Below are 16,799 nucleotides of genomic sequence, written 5' to 3' on the forward strand. Positions count from 1 at the left end.
GGCGAAAGCGCACAGAGACTGTATCTAAGGCTAGCTCTTATTCGCCAGCCATGGCGCGGCCTTTCGTTTTTACACTGGCGATGAGCATATAAATGCTGGTGGCAAGTAGGCAAGAAAACAAATAGCCCATCAGCCCTTGTGGGCCTGCTAAAAAGTTGTCGGCAACGAGGGGGCCGAGTACTGAACCTACGCTGTAGCTAAACAGCATGACCTGTGTTGCGCTTATTATAAAATTGGCGTCTAAATTGTCGCAGGCCAAATTTATCGCCACCGGATAAAGAGCAAATATGGCCATACCCAGCAGGAACAGGCCTGCTCCTAAAGCATAAATGTTGCTGAATGCTGCGGTAAGTGTAATTGCAGCAACACCGAACAGACAAAACAGCGCCATGAGTAATGTACGCCCTAAATACTTTGATAAAAACGGAATTAAAGGTTGGACAGCCATCGCACCCAAAATGATAAGCGCCATTAAACTTCCCAAATCGTCATGAGCGATACCTCGGCTCGACAGCTCAAGGGGCATAAGACCGTAGATTGCACCAAGGGTCAAACCCGACACTATACAGCCTATAATTGCAGCATGATTTAGTTTTGATATTTGTTTAAACGTCAGAGAGGTACTCTGTGTTGTTTCAGGCTGTTCGCTCTTGGCAAACAAAAGTACGCCAATGGCTAAAATCAACATAGTAAAAATGGTTGCAAAGGGTAGCGTGCCGCTTACGCCGATAGCGCCGATACCTAATTGCCCTAGAGAACTTCCGCCGTACAATGCCCCCATATAGAGGCCTAAACGTTTTGCTCTGTCGCCCTCATCTCCATGTAAAAGCCACGACTCGACAATAACAAATACACCTGCTACCGCTATTCCTGCCACTAATCGAGCAACAATCCAAACTGTGGCGTGAGCAAATAAAGGCATTATTGCAACAGTTAGTACCAATACAGCTAAACACAACGCGAATCCGTGTTTGTAACCAATACGGGTAACAAGCGGCTCTATACTTAATGCGCCCACGAGTAAACCTGCATAAAAGCTACTGGCCAGCCAACTTGCAATAGCGGTGTCTAGGCCATAGTGGCTAAGCATGAGGGGGATTAGGCTCATTAAGTAGCCTGACGCAACCGCGTAAAATCCGAGCGCGATAACGGGAACAGAAACGCGCGCTTTGGCCGGCGCAATAAGGTGATTGTCCAAGGTACTGCCTTACATCAAAAGAAAGAGAAGAGAATTTCGCGGCGCGAATATGAGGTAATTTTTGATGCAGGTAAAATGAAAAGAAATGCTCGTAAAGATGCTAAAAATTAATTGTGAAAACGGTGCTGACCCTTGGTGTCAGCACCACAAGACAAATTGCGCAATTACTTTATGTCATTTGGCGTATGATCGGCCACAAAGGCGTTTCTTTCACCCATAGGTTTTTCTTCGCCTTTTGTACTGTCGGCCGTGGTTTGAAGCTCTATGGACGAGTTTACTTCCGCTCCAATAAGAATGATATATGCCGTTAAGTATAGCCACATAAGCAAAATAATAATGCCCCCTACAGAACCGTAGGTTTTATTGTAGTTTCCAAATTCATTGAGATATACCGAAAAACCGTACGACGCTAACACCCACAATATTGTGGCAAATATCGAGCCTGGCGTGACCCAGCGCCATTGGGCTTCTCTTCTATGCGGGGCGTAGCGATAGAGTGCAGACAGCGCAATATTAAATAACGCTAACATTACCGGCCACGTCACCCACATGGCTTGCTCGGTACTTATTGCGTTAGACGTCATCCAGTTTATTGCTTCGGGTAAAATAGTAATGCAGGCAAGGGCTACGATGACGGTCAGGATCATAAATATGGTGCAAGTGATGCGTGCCAAAATACCCTTTAAAAAACTCCTACCTTCCGCTTCGCTATAGGTAATATTGCACGCCTTGATAAGTGCATTCGCACCTTTGCTACTACTCCACAAAGACAGAGAAAGCGTAAACAAGAAACTCCATCCTAATGCCGAATTCGACTTTTCAGTTAAGTTAGTAAGCTGCTCTTCAATGATATATCGGCTTTCGTTAGGTACTACGTTAACAAGAAGTGCCATATGATTTTGCAGTTCAGAAGGAGAAACCATAAGCCCGTATAGTGCGATAATCGAACCTAATAGCGGAAAAATGGCAAGTAAACAGTAAAAAGCTACGCCAGCTGCGATAAGAGGAATATTATCTTTTTGAAGGCTCGTGAAAATACGTTTTAAGATACTCCACCAATGTTTAAGAGAAATCTCAAAAGCTGACTTTGCGTGGTCTAATCGTTCCGTGTTCATATTTCCTCGATTTTTTTTACGCAGCTTACTGCTTGTAAGTAATTATCTATGCGAACTGGTATTAATACACAAAATGTGAGAACTCGGCTTAAAAAGATTATTAAAGCAGCGTTCTTTATGTAGTGCTGTTCCTTAGTACAACGTGTAGCGAAAGCGGCGCTTCTTGGGCGTGTTAATGTCTATTAAATAACAGGCATCTACTCTGTAAATCATTCATAACCCCTGCATTTCTGCGTGATAGTAAGTTATGTTTTCGTTATTTAACTCTGTTGAATGTTCAATTAAAACAGTTGTTTAAGCTTGCTTCTTGTTGGTGGTTTGCTAATTGCACCGGTCAGTAATATGTAGCAAATCGATCCGAACTTTTAATTAGATTTTCATTTAGGGTTTGACGTGTCTGATTTGCCGTTATGAGTTCAGTTTTAAAAAGGAGTAAACCAATGAGCAATACCTATAATCTTAAAGGTAAAAAGGTCGCTATTCTTGCAACTAACGGTTTCGAGCAAAGTGAGTTAATTCAACCTAGAGACATGTTGACTGAGCAAGGCGCTCAGGTCGACATTTTATCCATTGACGACCAGTCTACGATAAAAGCGTGGGACGAAGATAATTGGGGAAAGGACGTCGAGGTTGATGTTCAAGTTACGTCAGCGAACTTGCAAGACTACGATGCTCTTGTGTTACCGGGCGGGCAAATAAACCCAGATGTACTGCGTATGAACAAGGATGCTGTGACATTTATTAAGCAAGCGAATGACGCTTCAAACATCAAGGCGATAGGGGCAATCTGCCACGGTCCATGGATGCTGGTGGAATCTGGCTTAGCGAAAGGCGCTAAGTTAACATCTTTCCCAAGTATTCAAACCGACTTAAAAAACGCTGGTGCCACATGGGTTGATGAGCAAGTGGTTGTTCACGAAAAATTGGTGACTAGCAGAAACCCAAACGACATCCCTGCTTTTGTTAACAAGATTAGCGAAATGCTCATCCAGTAGCGTTTCAAAGGCTACAGTAGTTATTAACTAAGCAAATTAACGATAAAGCGACGTTAGCGAACTGTTTTGAATTAACCCTAAGCGGGAAAAGCAATAAGCGATGGTATTCGTAACGCTGCCATTCAGCGTTCGTCACTGTCGCTTAGTAAGTTAGGAGGATTTATGTCGAACGAAAAAACTAATGACAAAGTTATCGCTATTACCGGAGCATCTAGTGGTATTGGTGAAGAAACCGCGAGGCAACTTGTAGGCAAAGGCTTTAAGGTTGCGCTGTTGGCGCGAAGCGAAGATAAGCTAAAAGCACTCGTAGATGAGCTTGGCGAAGATAACGCATTCGCCGTTAAAGCCGATGTGAGTAATTTTGAAGAAATGGAAAAAGCCTTTAAAGATGTTAACGAACACTTCGACCGCATTGATGGTATTTTCGCAAATGCTGGGCGCGGGGCAAAAGCCGCAGGTATTGAAAAGGGTGATGTAGAAGATTGGGACGGCATGTTAGGCGCTAACGTTAATGGTCTGCTTTATACTGCAAAAGCTGGTCTTCCCTATCTTCGCGACACGAAAGGCCACTTTATCATTACAAGTTCTGTAGCCGGACGTATAGCACTAAAAGGTTCTGTATATGGTGCAAGTAAATGGTTCGCTTATGGCTTTGGGCAGAATTTAGCTGAAGAAATGAGAGAGTGGGGCGGACGATGCACAACAATATGCCCAGGCATGGTCAATACGCCATTTTTCGACGAGCCGAAAGAGGATAAATTGCAGCCAGCAGATATCGCGAAATCAGTATTGTTTGCACTAAGCGCTGAAGACTCGGCATGCGTGCGTGAAGTTTATGTCATGCCTGCCAATTAGTCAGGTTTTTTTACGCAAACGAAAAAATGAAAAAAGAAGAGGGGCTGGTGTAGAAACCGCCCCTTTTTTGTTTTTTCACCAAATATTACAACTGACTTTGTCGTTTTTCCTTTCCGTTCTCTTTCCCGCGCCTTCCCTATTAATTTCATGAAGCTATGTAAATTAGCCAAATAAAGTATTTTTCTCACTGTATTGCTCCTAATCTGATTATGTCTAATAAAGCGTCAAAAAAATCATACAGGCCATAGCCGACAAAGCGGCGTTAAAGTCTCAAAGCCTTGTTATGAATGGTTTCAAGCACTAAGCCTTTTTCGCGCTAAAACAATAACAGGAGAGTAGAATGTCTAACGAGTTTGCGGGTAAAACCGCCATCATTTCAGGTGCCGCAGGTGGAATTGGTTTTGCGCTGGCTGAAGCATTGGCAAAACAGGGCATGAACATCGTCATGGGTGATATTGATAATATGGCGCTAACAGAATCTGGTGGCGCACTGCGAGAGCAAGGTTTTGATGTCCTGACTTGCGCCCTCGATGTTACCGACTATTCCCAATGGGAAGATATTGTTGCTAGTGCAAAAGAGAAGTTTGGCAAAGTGCACATGGTGGTTAATAACGCCGGCGTGGGAGGCTCACCAGGTAAAGTAGAAGATGCTGAGCATGAAACGTGGCGTTGGGTTATGGATGTCAATGTGATGGGCGTACTTTACGGTGCGCAGGCATGTGTACCTGCTATAAAAGAGCACGGTGAAGGAGGCTGGGTGTTAAATGTAGCGTCTATGGCTGGGATGATGGGCATGCCATATGCCGGTGCGTATTGCGCGTCGAAAGCCGCAGTAGTTTCGATGACCGAAAGTTGGATGGCTGAGCTAAAGCCCTTTGGTATTCATACCTCTGTATTGTGCCCTGCATTTGTGAAAACCCGCATTCATGAATCGTACAGAAATAGACAGCAAAAGTATGCTGTGGCGGCTGAAAAGCGCATCGATAAAGAAAAACTTAAAGCTGGAGCACAAGCTGCCACCAAGGCGGTGGAATCGGGTATCCCGGCAACCATGCTTGCTGAACGAGTAGTCGAGGCCCTTCAGTCTGAGCAAACCTATATTTACACTCACCCAAATTATCGTAAGGTCACAAGTGGGCGATTTAAGGCGATTGATAGCGCATTTGAAGATGCAGAACAAAGCGCTGTGGTCGGTCATCTAATCAATGATGAGATTGTCACGTTTTAGCACGTTACAACAACTCAGTTGGATTTGACTGAGATCAGTAAAAATTAAATTTCATAAATTGTCGCCATCTTTTATCGTCGGTGAAAGGTGGTGACTAACGCCTATTACATCTCCTAGTTTTTAACTTTTGTAATGGGCAGTTGGTCGTGTGCTACATTGTAACTTTAAGCATTTATTAGTAATGCTATACAGTGGTAATACTACAAATTCACAACGGGCTTTGCCCGAATAAACACACTGGACAATAATAATGAGAAAGCTTCTAAGAGCGGCAGTTGCTGTATCAGTTGCACTTGCGTGCACTCCCACCTACGCAGATAAAAACGACAAAAATGAAATCTTCAACAGTTCAACGTTTAAAGCTATGGAGCTCAGAAACATTGGGCCTGCTTACATGTCTGGGCGTATCGCTGATATCGCTATTGATCAGAATAACCCCTCTACATGGTACACCGCGGTTGGCTCGGGTGGGGTTTGGAAAACCACCAACGCTGGTACAACGTGGGAGCCTATCTTCGATGACCAACCCGTTTATTCAACGGGCGATGTCACCATAGCACCAAGTAACTCGAATATTATTTGGGTGGGCACCGGTGAAAATAATGGTGGTAGACACATCAGTTTCGGCGACGGTGTTTACAAGTCATTAGATGGCGGTCAAACCTGGAAAAATATGGGGCTGTCGAAGTCAGAGCACGTTTCAGACATTATTATCCATCCAACCAACCCCGATATTGTTTGGGTATCTGCGCAAGGTCCGTTGTGGAGCGGTGGCGGCGAACGCGGCTTATATAAAACTACTGATGGTGGTGAAACCTGGAAGCAAGTACTTAAGCCCGCTGATGAGTGGACTGGGGTAACGTCTCTTCTAATTGACCCGCGCAACCCGGATAAACTCTATGCGGCTACTTGGGCTCGCCAACGCTCAATTGGCGCCTATGTCGGCACCAATGAAGGGGCAGGTATTCATACGTCAAACGATGGTGGCGAAACCTGGACAGAGCTTAAAACCGGCTTGCCGGAAGGCAATATGGGTAAAATTGGTATGGCCATATCGCCCATGAACCCAGATGTTATTTATGCCACTATTGAAACGGACAACCGTGGCGGTGGTTTTTATCGTTCGGCAGATCAGGGCGCTAGCTGGACTAAAATGTCTGACGAAGTGGGCGGCGGAACCGGCCCTCATTACTATCAAGAAATTTTTGCAGATCAACATCAGTTTGACAGTGTCTATATCGCCAGTAACTACAGTAAAGTGTCGGACGATGGCGGAAAAACTTGGACGCCCATTAATACTAAACGCAAACACGTAGACGACCACGCCATGGCGTTTCATCCCACTGACCCAGACTTTGTTTTAATGGGGTCTGACGGTGGCATTTATATGTCACACGACAGAATGGCGAACTGGCGCTTTATGGCCAACTTGCCACTTACACAGTTCTACAAAGTGGCGCCTGACGACTCGAAACCTTTTTATAAGATTTACGCGGGTGCACAGGATAACTCTACCCAGGGCGGCCCGTCGCGTACTCGACGAGAAGAGGGTATTAAAAACAAAGATTGGTTTTTAACCCTTGGTGGTGACGGACATGGCCCTGCTACAGAGCCAGGTAACCCAGATATTATGTACTCTCAGTGGCAGCAGGGTAATTTAACCCGTATTGATATGAAAACCCGAGAAGGGGTTTATATTAAACCGCAGCCTCTTCCTGGCGATCCTGCGGAGCGTTACAACTGGGACGCGCCGATTAATGTGTCAGCGCACGACCCGGCACGTATTTACTTTGCTTCACAGCGCGTATGGCGAAGCGACGATCGCGGCGACAGCTGGACCCCCGTATCTGGTGACCTCACAAAAAATGGCAATAGAATGCACTCGCCGCTGATGGGACGTACCTGGTCGGTAGAAGCGGGGTGGGATCTGTATGCCATGACCGAGTTCCACACCATTGCAAACTTCGCTGAAAGCCCAGTGGATGAGAACATTTTATGGGCAGGGACTGACGATGGCATTATTCAGGTCACCACCAACGGCGGTAAGTCTTGGAAGAAGATTGAACTAGGCGACATTAAAGGCATTCCAGCTAACTCATACGTCAATGATATCCGCGCTGACTTGTTCGACCCTAATACCGTCTATGTGGCGCTTGACAACCACAAATATGGCGACTACAAGCCGTATTTAATTAAATCGACAAACTTGGGTAAAAGCTGGACTTCGCTGGCAGAAGATTTACCTGAAAAGCATCTGGTTTGGCGTATTGTGCAAGACCATGTAAACAAAGACTTGCTGTTTATTGGTACTGAATTTGGTGTGTTCTTCTCGGTAGACGGTGGTAAAGATTGGGTAGAATTAGATGGCGGCATGCCAACCATTTCAACCCGTGACGTAAAAATTCAGCGCCGAGAAAACGACTTGGTAGCTGGAACCTTTGGTCGCGGTATTTACATACTTGACGATTATGCTCCACTTCGTTCATTAACTGAAAAATCGATGCAGCAAGACGCCATTTTATTTGGGCCGAGCCGCCCGGTTAAGTGGTTCCAGCTAGATGATAATCACACCGACTCTGATGGCGACGACCGCTTTGTTGCCAAAAATCCCGAGCACGGTGCGACTTTTACCTATTATCTGAAAGACAGCTTGCTCACGGCAAAAGAAAAACGCCAAGAAGCAGAGAAGAAGTTAATAGAAGATAAGAAATACCCTAAATATCCAAGTTGGGAAGCGGTTGAAGCTGAAAACCAAGAAGCTGCGCCCGCTGTCTACGTTGAGGTTCGCGATAGCGAAGGTGACGTAGTTAAACGCGTTGAAGGCAAGACAAAGAAAGGCCTGCATCGTTTAACATGGGACATGAAGTTTTCATCGACTAACCCCCTTACCGACAAAGACAGTAAGGACAGGGGATTAATGGCATTGCCTGGTCAGTACACTGCTACCCTGTTTAAACGGGTAGGTGCGAAGGTGACGCCACTTTCTGAGCCAGTGTCGTTTGAGTTAACGCCTATATATGAGGGAGCGCTTAAAGGTGCAACCGAAAGTGAAATTGAGGCTTATGGTAAAGCGGTAAGCGACGCGCAAAAACGTGCTATTTCTTCAACCACGGTACTTAAAACGCTAACAGATACAATGGCGCTGCTGCGCACGGCCATTGAACGTACGCCTAATGACGTAAGCAATCTTGAGTCTCAGTATGCGGCAATCCAAGACGAGCTAAACGCCTTGAATAAGGTATTTTTCGGTCTTAAGTCTCGCGACAAAATGGGTATCAAGCCGGCAAACGTGATGAGCCGTTTAGGCTATGCACGTTCTGCACTGGGTTCATCATATGGCCCTACAGCACAGCATAAAGACCAGCTTGGTTACGCCAACGATAGCCTGAACGATGCGGTAACACGAATTAGCGCGCTTCAAAGCCGCTCGGTGCCAGCCCTACAGCAAGCTGTTGTCGACGCCGGTGGCCCGTGGACGCCGGGCTTACCCGTTGTAGCTCAATAGCTGATTCGCCGTTAGGGTATAGTTTCTATGCCCTTTAAAGAAGCGCCTTCTCTTTTTTATGCCCATTTATAAAGCTGAAAAGGAAACAAGCGCTTCTCTTTAATTTAAATGACATGCGGTAGTCCTTTGTCTGCCGCATGTTTTTTACTTTTTCTTTTTACTGCTTGAAGAGAGTGCTTTTGTTTTTCTCAACGTTTTCTTCGTTATTCTTTACTGGGCTTACTATCCACGCGTTTAAATTTTCTACATCTTACAGTTCGCCGTTGTCATCTTACTTTTTTCGTTTAGGCTTTATTTTTCTTATCGCCTCACCTTTAGGCTACGCGCAAAGTAATGAACCTCAGACGCTAGAGCGCTATACCGTTACCGCTGTGCGACCGTATTATGACGAAACGCTGTCGAACATTTTTCCGCAGTACGAGTTCGATAAGCGGAGTCTAGTAACACCACTGCATACCAATGACGTGTTATTGCAATCTCCATCCATCTCTTTAAATGGCCAGGGCGGGCAAATACAGAGTATCAGCCTTCGCGGTTATGCTCGCTGGCGTATACAAACTCTGTTAGATGGTGTGCCAATTGTTAGTGACAGACGGGCGGGCTCAAGCATAGGTTTTATTCCTCCAAGTTTTGTCTCTTCTGTTTCTGTGTTACCCGGCGCTGCCTCTACTTATTTTGGCTCGGGTGCATTAGGTGGTGCGGTGAACCTGCATATGGACGCTCCTCAACATTCCTATGTACAAGGTGGTTATAGTAGTAACCAACAAATGAAGACGGTGAGTTATGCAGGTAATGTCGAGAACACCGATTGGAGCATTGCCCACCGCAATGCCAATAATGGCAGTGATGGTAAGGATAATTCATTATTCGATCAGTTCGAGCAAACCGCATTTTATCTACGCCACAGTCCTTCAAGTGGAATAGTCAAAGAAGCGTGGACCCTTTATTCAGATAACAACGATATTGGAAAGTCGAGCAGTGATTATCCAGAAAACAGGATAACAACCTATCCAGATAACCGTCACTGGTTGGGTAAACTTGCATTTGCAACCGGCGATTTTTCAGGCAACGTATGGTGGCATCAGTCACGCCTAGAAACTTCAGTATTGCGCCCCTCAAGCAGAATTAATAACAGCAAAAATAACGCATTCGATTATGGCTTTGATGTAAAAAGTGACATGGCATGGCAGCGCTGGTTGGTAAACTTTCAACTTCAAGTTTCTGGGCGTGAAGGCGTAGTGGCAGACGAAAGGGAATTTAGTCTTACCGCCCTTCCATTAGCGTTCAATGGAGCCCCATCAATAGCCGAGCTAGCCTATGAGGTTCGAACGCTAGATGCCAGCGAGATAAATGTAGCAGCTATTTTCGATGCCTCGCGGCAGTACACAAAGACCTCGGTTGCAGTTGGCTCAAGGGTAGACTGGCAGCGCCAGTCGGATGATGCTGGTGTAATAAGCAGCGTAACTGCAAAAAATATAAGTGCCTATGCGGGCGCTAATTATCGGTTGTCGGCTTACTGGAACGCAAGCTTGTACTTCTCTAGTGCATTTAGAAATCCAACGCTTACGGAGCGTTTTTTCGCAGGGGAAACACCTCGCGGTACTGTACTAGGAAATACGTCGCTGGATACAGAACAAGCGCTTAATACGCAAGCTACGCTGGCATATCGTAGCGAACAACTTCAGGGTTCGGTGGAGCTTTTTTATCAGCAAGTTGATAACTACATTGAACGCCTCACGGTTTCTGAAGATATTCTTCAATACGTGAACCTTGATACTGCTACGATCAAAGGGGCGAGCTATCAGCTTAACTGGCAATCGAAAGATGCTGGGTTTGACGCAAGATTAAGTGGTGCATGGATAGCGGGCGAAGATAACCTAGGGAACACGGTTGCCGATATTCCTCCCCATAATCAGCGAGTCGATATTGGCCTCAATTGGAGCGATATGCGCTTTTTTACAGTGCTAGCGTATCGTGCAAGTAAAACAGATGTAGCAAACGGAGAAAGGGCGCTTGATAGCGTATTTACAGTAGATTTTGGCGCCCATTGGCAAGTGAGTGAGCGCGTACAACTTCAAGCCAGTTGGACCAATCTCACGAACCAGCAATATTTTACTAGTGCAGATGACAGAGCAGCGTTTGCACAAGGCGATAGCCTTCAGCTAGCCATAACCTATTCGCTATAAATTACTGAGCGGTCGTCTGTGTTTCTTTTTGCGGTATTTGCTTTTCAACGTGGTGATTAGCATCACAAGCCCAGTTATCCAAAGTACAAAAAGTAAAATGGCCGCTGGCAAAAAGAGCCAGAGCTTTGCGCCTTCAAAAAACCAACTTCCATCGTGAATAGCTTCAATGGTGTCTGTTCGTCTGTACGCCACTTGAAGCACTGCAGCGGTCTGAGCATCGAGCTGTATTTCCCAATGGTTTTTACCTCGGACCTTTATGATGCCCTTATCGGGACGCACGTCTAGCCGGTCAATGTCTTCCCATGTTTTTAAGTTTGCCTCGGAGACTTGCTGCACCGAGGTTAGTAGGGTTTCAAACGAGATAGTCGGAATGCCACGATCTGCGTGCTGCACTTTTTGCGTAGGTGGCTGGATCCAGTCAAATTCCTTTTTAACCTGAAGTAAAAGGCCACTCGCGATAACAATGATAACGGGGATAAATATAACAAGCGAGAGCCACAAATGAATACTGCGACTGTATTTACGACCGTATTTGCGAAAGGAACCCGACATCAACCAACACTTAAAACAAAGAGTGAAAACACACATAACTATACGGGAAACGGCGCTGTCAGTAAAAACACTCCAGCGCTAGGTTTGCGCATTTAAACGAATGAAAAAGCAGGTTCTGTGCTGCGCTTTAATAATTTTGAGTCGATACGCAGGCTATGCACGTAAACACGTCCAATATCGAACGGACAATAAGGAAATAAATACTTGTGCAGCAGGCAATTCGTAATACAGTAGAGGTTGTGGCTTTTTTGCACAGTTCTTTTCAGTAAATCTTTCCAAATAAAAGGCAAAAACATGACGACAGAAAGTGCAGGTGCTAATCAAAACGATAGAACAGTAAATGAAATTGAAATACCGCAGGAGGCGTTTGATTGGTACGACGAATACGCTCATGGTGATATTGACCGCCGCACTTTTTTAACACGGTTGGCGTCGCTCTCGGTTGCTGGATTAACGGTAAGCGCCATTGGTGGAGCACTTATTCCTGACTATGCAAAGGCAGAACAGGTATCGTTCAACGACCCTGCTATAAAAGCAACCTATGAGGGTTTCGTATCTCCCGACGGGCATGGTGAAGGAAGTGGTTATCTTGTGCAACCCACCACATTACCTGCCTCTGGTATCGCGCCTTGTGTTTTAGTTATACACGAAAATCGCGGGCTAAACCCTTATATCAAAGATGTTGCTAGGCGACTCGCGATGAAGGGCTTTTTAGCCTTTGCGCCAGATGCCTTGTTTCCTCTAGGGGGTTATCCTGGCAATGACGATGACGGCCGCGCCATGCAAAAAAGTTTGGATAAGAACAAAATTGAACAGGATATGACAGCGGCTGCGTTATGGCTTAAAAGCCATGAAAAATCGTCAGGTAAGTTAGGCGTAGTAGGATTTTGCTTTGGTGGTTACATTACTAACTTTTTAGCCGCATCAATACCAGATAAAGTCGATGCCGCCGTGCCTTTTTACGGTACACCAGCAGCCCCAGAGTTAACGAAAAACGTGAAGGGACCACTACTCATTCACTTTGCAGAAAACGATAAGCGGGTTAATGCTACGTGGCCAGAGTATGAAAAAACGCTTAAAGCCAATAGCGCAGATTATCAAGCCTTTGAATATGCGAAGGCGCAGCATGGCTTTCACAATGATTCAACTAGCCGTTATAGCCCGAAGGATGCAGAGTTAGCGTGGCAACGTACGATAGCCTTCTTTAAGCAGCATTTGGCTTAGCTACTGCTCATTCATTCACAAAAAAGCGGCCCGCTAAGGCCGCTTTGATACAACTGCTTTCGGCATTTCTTGCTAAAACGCCTACAAAATTTAAAACGCCATTGGCTATCCGCTTATAATTTTGTCCATGGTAATAGGAAAGTCTCGCACCCTTACTTTTGTTGCATCGAATATTGCATTAGCGATGGCAGCGCCTGCACCGGTTATGCCTAGCTCTCCAATACCTTTTGCCCCTACAGGTGATGCGGCGTAATCCGGCTCCTCAAGAAAATCTAAGCTCATCTCAGCAATGTCTCGATTCACAGCAATATGATACTCACCAAAATCTGGGTTAACGAAGCTAGCACTATCTTCGTGGTGATGAATACCTTCAGTGAGGGCGTAGCCTGCTCCCCACACCATACCGCCTTTAATTTGAGAAGAGGCCGTTTTGATGTTTAAAATCTGCCCTGCGCTAAACATGCCGTATTGACGAAGAAGCCTTACTTCGCCGGTATAGGTGTCTACTTCTACCTCGGCAAAGTGCGCGCCACATGAGTATTGCTCATCGTCGCTAGTATCATCCTCAGACACTTTACCTATCGCCGAGATTGGAAATGTATTCGTAGGAATATAATCTGTGATAAGAAATGGTGTTGCCGAATCTTCTGCGTTGGGCTTTGCTGCCTTAATCTTACCTTCTTCCACATAAAGTTTGGCGTTAGATAACTCGGCCGGGAGTTGGCTTTGTATTGAGTCAATAAGGGCCTCACAGGCTCTTTTAACCGCAGAACCTGTACTTGCTGCACCAAAAGAACCGCCCGAACCGCAAGAGGCCGGATAACGGCTATCGCCAAGTTGCACGGTTACATTATTTACCGATGTCTGTAGTGCATCGGCGGCAATCTGCGCAAGAATGGTATAGGTACCAGTACCTATGTCGGTCATATCGGTGCATACGGTCACCTTGCCTTGTTCATCTATTTCAACTTGCGCTGAACTCTCAACAAATATATTCATTCGCATCGCACTGGCCACACCGTGCCCAATTACCTTGCCATTGCTAGGCTGAGGCTTGTGTTGCCACTTAAATTGTTGCGCGCCCTGACGAAGGCACTCACCCAGATTGTGGCTGGTAAATGGGGTTCCTTTCATCGGATGAACTACCGGTAAATTATTTAAGCGAAAGGTAAGGGGGTCGACACCAGCCTCGTGTGCAAGCTCATCAATAGCCGATTCAAAGGCAAGGGAGCCAATAGCATCACCAGGTGAACGTGTTGAGTCAATAAGCGGTAGATCAACGTCTTTTACTCTATGCGTGCTTTCAATATATTGAGATTGATAAGTGACTCGGGCTCCAGCGCCCGTTGCTTCTGCAAATTCGTAGCCTTTTGCTTTGGGCATTGCGCTTCTGTGCACAATACTTACTAACGCGCCGTCTGAATTCGCGGAAAGGGTCATTTGCTGCGTGCTATGACCTCGATGGGGCGTGTTGTAAAACACTTGGCGTCGACTCAGCACCACTTTAACGGCTCGCTCTACGTACCTTGCGCCTATGCAGGCTAAGGTTGCATCGTAATGTAAACCCAATTTGGACCCGAATCCTCCACCAATAAAAGGGCTTTGAACAACAATATCTTTTGGGTCCATTTCGAGGGTAACAGCAAGCGCCTGAACCGCGGGGGCAATTATTTGCACACTGGTAAACACTTCTAGTTTACCGTTTTTGAACTCTGCCACAGTAGCATGAGGTTCCATCGCCGCAGATATTTGAGACGGTGTAGTGTAGGTACTGTTTACCGAGGTTTTCACGTCATTATTGTCAGGCTTATTCCCGCTGTTGGCATCAGGCTCGAACCCACCGTCTAATGAATCTGGTACTTCGGTTGCACCCTCAAAGTGTGTGAGAAGCTCAGGTGTTTGACCTTCAATGGTATAGTCAACCAAGCTTGCTGCGTAGCGAGCCTGCTCTAGCGTATCAGCAATCACTAGGGCGACTGGTGCTCCAAAATGTCGAATATACGGTTCATTCAATACCGCTCGGCTTTGAGTAAACCGGCCTTCATCTTCAGGATTACTAAAAGGCTTCATTGGCCCCGCATTTTTATAGGTAACAACGGCGTGAACCCCTTCAGACTGTTCAGCAAGACCAGTTTCAAGCGAAATAATTTTACCTACGGCCGTATCGCTAGCAACAATCCAGCCTACCAGTGGTTTATGTTCGCTCATTTGTTCCGCAGCGTATCTTGCCTGTCCGGTGACCTTTTGAACGCCATCAATACGATTGACCGCTGAACCCACTATCTTCGAATTAGGCGTTGTCATGTAATGCTCCTTCTTGGTGTGGGTGGTCCGATTGATGAGTAAATATTTCCATAAGCACTTTTTCTAAAGTGCGGCGCAACAGCAACGGTTTGAAGTCGTTACTACCGAATACTTTGGCGCCAGCAAGCTCAGCGTCTGCTGCTTGCGATATAACCTCGGGTGAAATTTCAGCGCCTTCTAAAACACGAATTGCTTTTTCTGGATGCCAAGGTGTAGTGCCCACGCCACCAAAGGCTAGATCCACATTGTGAGCTCTTCCGTCCTTTATTGTCAGTCCCGCTGCCACAGACACGAGTGCGAATGCATACGATGATCGGTCTCGAACTTTATGATAATACTGCGTTCCTCTTTCTTTCTTCTCAATACTAACGTGCGTAATGAGTTCGCCGTCTTGAAGAACGTTTTCGATATGAGGTGAATCGCCGGGCGCCTGATAGAATTCTCGCAGCGCGATTTTCCGTTCAGTGCCATCTGGTAGCTGTGTGTTCACGACGGCATTTAGCGCTATCATCGCAACAGCCATATCCGAAGGGTGCGTGGCAATGCATTTGTCACTTGTTCCAAATATCGCATGTATCCGGTTCATGCTGTTTAATGCTGTGCAACCTGAACCCGGCTCGCGTTTGTTGCACGCTTTGGTTGTATCGTAAAAATAATAACAGCGCGTGCGCTGAAGCAAATTCCCAGCGGTTGTTGCTCTGTTGCGCAACTGGACTGTGGCGCCACTTAAAAGCGCTTGAGACAATACTGACAACGAAGGCTCTGAGTGGGCAAACTTAGCCAAGTCAGAATTGCTTACCATGGCACCAATATGATAGTGCGCATCATCTTGGGAAATAGCGTTCGCACTTTTCCATTTAGCCAAGCTAATAAGCGTTTTAGGTGTTTCTACCTGCAGCTTCATAAGGTCGATTAAGTTTGTGCCTCCGGCTAAAAAACGTGATGTTTTTGCCGCTGGAAACGTATTTAGTGGAGTGCTGTCGTTAAAATGATGGACATCGAAGGGCTGCATTATTGTCTCTCCAGTGCAATCACGTCTGTAATAGCGTCGACAATATTGGGATAAGCGCCGCATCGGCATAGGTTGCCACTCATACGCTCGCTGATGTCTTCTTTCAATGAAACTTTACTGTTATAAGACACAGCGCTCGGATCGCCATTTCTTAATTCTTGCAACAAAGAGACGCCCGAGCAGATTTGCCCAGACGTACAGTATCCACATTGGAAAGCATCTCTTTCAATAAACGCTTGCTGGAGAGGGTGAAGGTTATCGCTTTGTCCAATACCTTCAATAGTTGTAACTTCACAGTCTTCAAGTTGAAATGCGAAAACTAAGCATGCATTGACGCGCTCTCCATCGACAAGGACAGTGCATGCACCGCACTGGCCATGATCGCACCCTTTTTTTGTACCAAATAGAGAAAGATGTTGATGAAGAAAGTCGAGAAGCGTTGTTCGAGGGTCGTCGGGAAGACTAACATCGTTCCCGTTTAAGTTCAGTGTTGCCATGGACGTGTCCTTTTACCAATGAGCTCAATTCGGTACTCCAGTGAATTAAGCGAGAAGAGATTACCAATCGTTACGCCGCGATCATTAATTTAGTTTTAAGTTCGAACATAATTTAATCTTTGCTTTTA

The 16,799-nt window shown here is 45.9% G+C and carries 12 protein-coding genes; 6 read left to right on the top strand and 6 right to left on the bottom strand.

The window, feature by feature from the left end; genetic code table 11:
* Positions 1 to 37 precede the first annotated feature (37 nt).
* The gene (locus C6Y39_RS12055) at positions 38 to 1,198 is read right to left on the bottom strand and encodes an MFS transporter (RefSeq protein ID WP_105931515.1); all 1,161 of its coding nucleotides are present in this window, start codon (positions 1,196 to 1,198) and stop codon (positions 38 to 40) included.
* Between the two features lie 164 nt (positions 1,199 to 1,362).
* Complete coding sequence (locus tag C6Y39_RS12060; protein WP_105931516.1) at positions 1,363 to 2,313, bottom strand: YihY/virulence factor BrkB family protein; 951 nt, start codon at positions 2,311 to 2,313, stop codon at positions 1,363 to 1,365.
* Between the two features lie 440 nt (positions 2,314 to 2,753).
* On the opposite strand from C6Y39_RS12060, the gene C6Y39_RS12065 reads away from it, so the two are divergent.
* From C6Y39_RS12065 to C6Y39_RS12090, 5 genes are all read left to right on the top strand, one after another.
* On the top strand, positions 2,754 to 3,308 hold the full coding sequence (locus C6Y39_RS12065) for a type 1 glutamine amidotransferase domain-containing protein (protein ID WP_105931517.1): 555 nt from the start codon (positions 2,754 to 2,756) through the stop codon (positions 3,306 to 3,308).
* A 162-nt stretch (positions 3,309 to 3,470) separates the two neighbouring features.
* Positions 3,471 to 4,163 carry an SDR family oxidoreductase gene (locus tag C6Y39_RS12070; RefSeq protein ID WP_105931518.1) on the top strand — a complete coding sequence of 231 codons (693 nt, stop codon included), beginning with the start codon at positions 3,471 to 3,473 and terminating at the stop codon, positions 4,161 to 4,163.
* Between the two features lie 340 nt (positions 4,164 to 4,503).
* On the top strand, positions 4,504 to 5,391 hold the full coding sequence (locus C6Y39_RS12080) for an SDR family NAD(P)-dependent oxidoreductase (protein WP_105931520.1): 888 nt from the start codon (positions 4,504 to 4,506) through the stop codon (positions 5,389 to 5,391).
* A gap of 250 nt (positions 5,392 to 5,641) precedes the next feature.
* Positions 5,642 to 8,896, top strand: coding sequence for a VPS10 domain-containing protein (locus C6Y39_RS12085; protein ID WP_105931521.1), 3,255 nt, complete (start codon positions 5,642 to 5,644; stop codon positions 8,894 to 8,896).
* 173 nt (positions 8,897 to 9,069) lie between these two features.
* Positions 9,070 to 11,082 (top strand): TonB-dependent receptor, encoded by a 2,013-nt coding sequence (locus tag C6Y39_RS12090; protein ID WP_420808485.1) that lies wholly within the window; start codon positions 9,070 to 9,072, stop codon positions 11,080 to 11,082.
* On the opposite strand, the gene C6Y39_RS12095 is transcribed toward C6Y39_RS12090, so the two are convergent.
* The gene (locus tag C6Y39_RS12095; RefSeq protein WP_105931523.1) at positions 11,077 to 11,634 is read right to left on the bottom strand and encodes a PepSY domain-containing protein; all 558 of its coding nucleotides are present in this window, start codon (positions 11,632 to 11,634) and stop codon (positions 11,077 to 11,079) included. The genes C6Y39_RS12090 and C6Y39_RS12095 overlap by 6 nt on opposite strands.
* Positions 11,635 to 11,928: 294 nt before the next feature.
* Here C6Y39_RS12095 and C6Y39_RS12100 point away from each other — a divergent pair, with 294 nt between their 5' ends.
* Positions 11,929 to 12,858 carry a dienelactone hydrolase family protein gene (locus tag C6Y39_RS12100; RefSeq protein WP_105931524.1) on the top strand — a complete coding sequence of 310 codons (930 nt, stop codon included), beginning with the start codon at positions 11,929 to 11,931 and terminating at the stop codon, positions 12,856 to 12,858.
* A gap of 105 nt (positions 12,859 to 12,963) precedes the next feature.
* Here C6Y39_RS12100 and C6Y39_RS12105 read toward each other — a convergent pair whose 3' ends face one another.
* The 3 genes from C6Y39_RS12105 to C6Y39_RS12115 are packed head-to-tail and all read right to left on the bottom strand — an operon-like array spanning position 12,964 to position 16,671.
* Positions 12,964 to 15,162 (bottom strand): xanthine dehydrogenase family protein molybdopterin-binding subunit, encoded by a 2,199-nt coding sequence (locus C6Y39_RS12105; RefSeq protein WP_105931525.1) that lies wholly within the window; start codon positions 15,160 to 15,162, stop codon positions 12,964 to 12,966.
* Positions 15,149 to 16,174, bottom strand: coding sequence for an FAD binding domain-containing protein (locus tag C6Y39_RS12110; RefSeq protein ID WP_105931526.1), 1,026 nt, complete (start codon positions 16,172 to 16,174; stop codon positions 15,149 to 15,151). The genes C6Y39_RS12105 and C6Y39_RS12110 overlap by 14 nt, the downstream gene beginning before the upstream one ends.
* On the bottom strand, positions 16,174 to 16,671 hold the full coding sequence (locus C6Y39_RS12115) for a (2Fe-2S)-binding protein (protein ID WP_105931527.1): 498 nt from the start codon (positions 16,669 to 16,671) through the stop codon (positions 16,174 to 16,176). The genes C6Y39_RS12110 and C6Y39_RS12115 overlap by 1 nt, the downstream gene beginning before the upstream one ends.
* Between the last annotated feature and the right edge of the window lie 128 nt (positions 16,672 to 16,799).

This window comes from Alteromonas gracilis, assembly GCF_002993325.1.
Lineage (GTDB): Bacteria > Pseudomonadota > Gammaproteobacteria > Enterobacterales > Alteromonadaceae > Alteromonas > Alteromonas gracilis.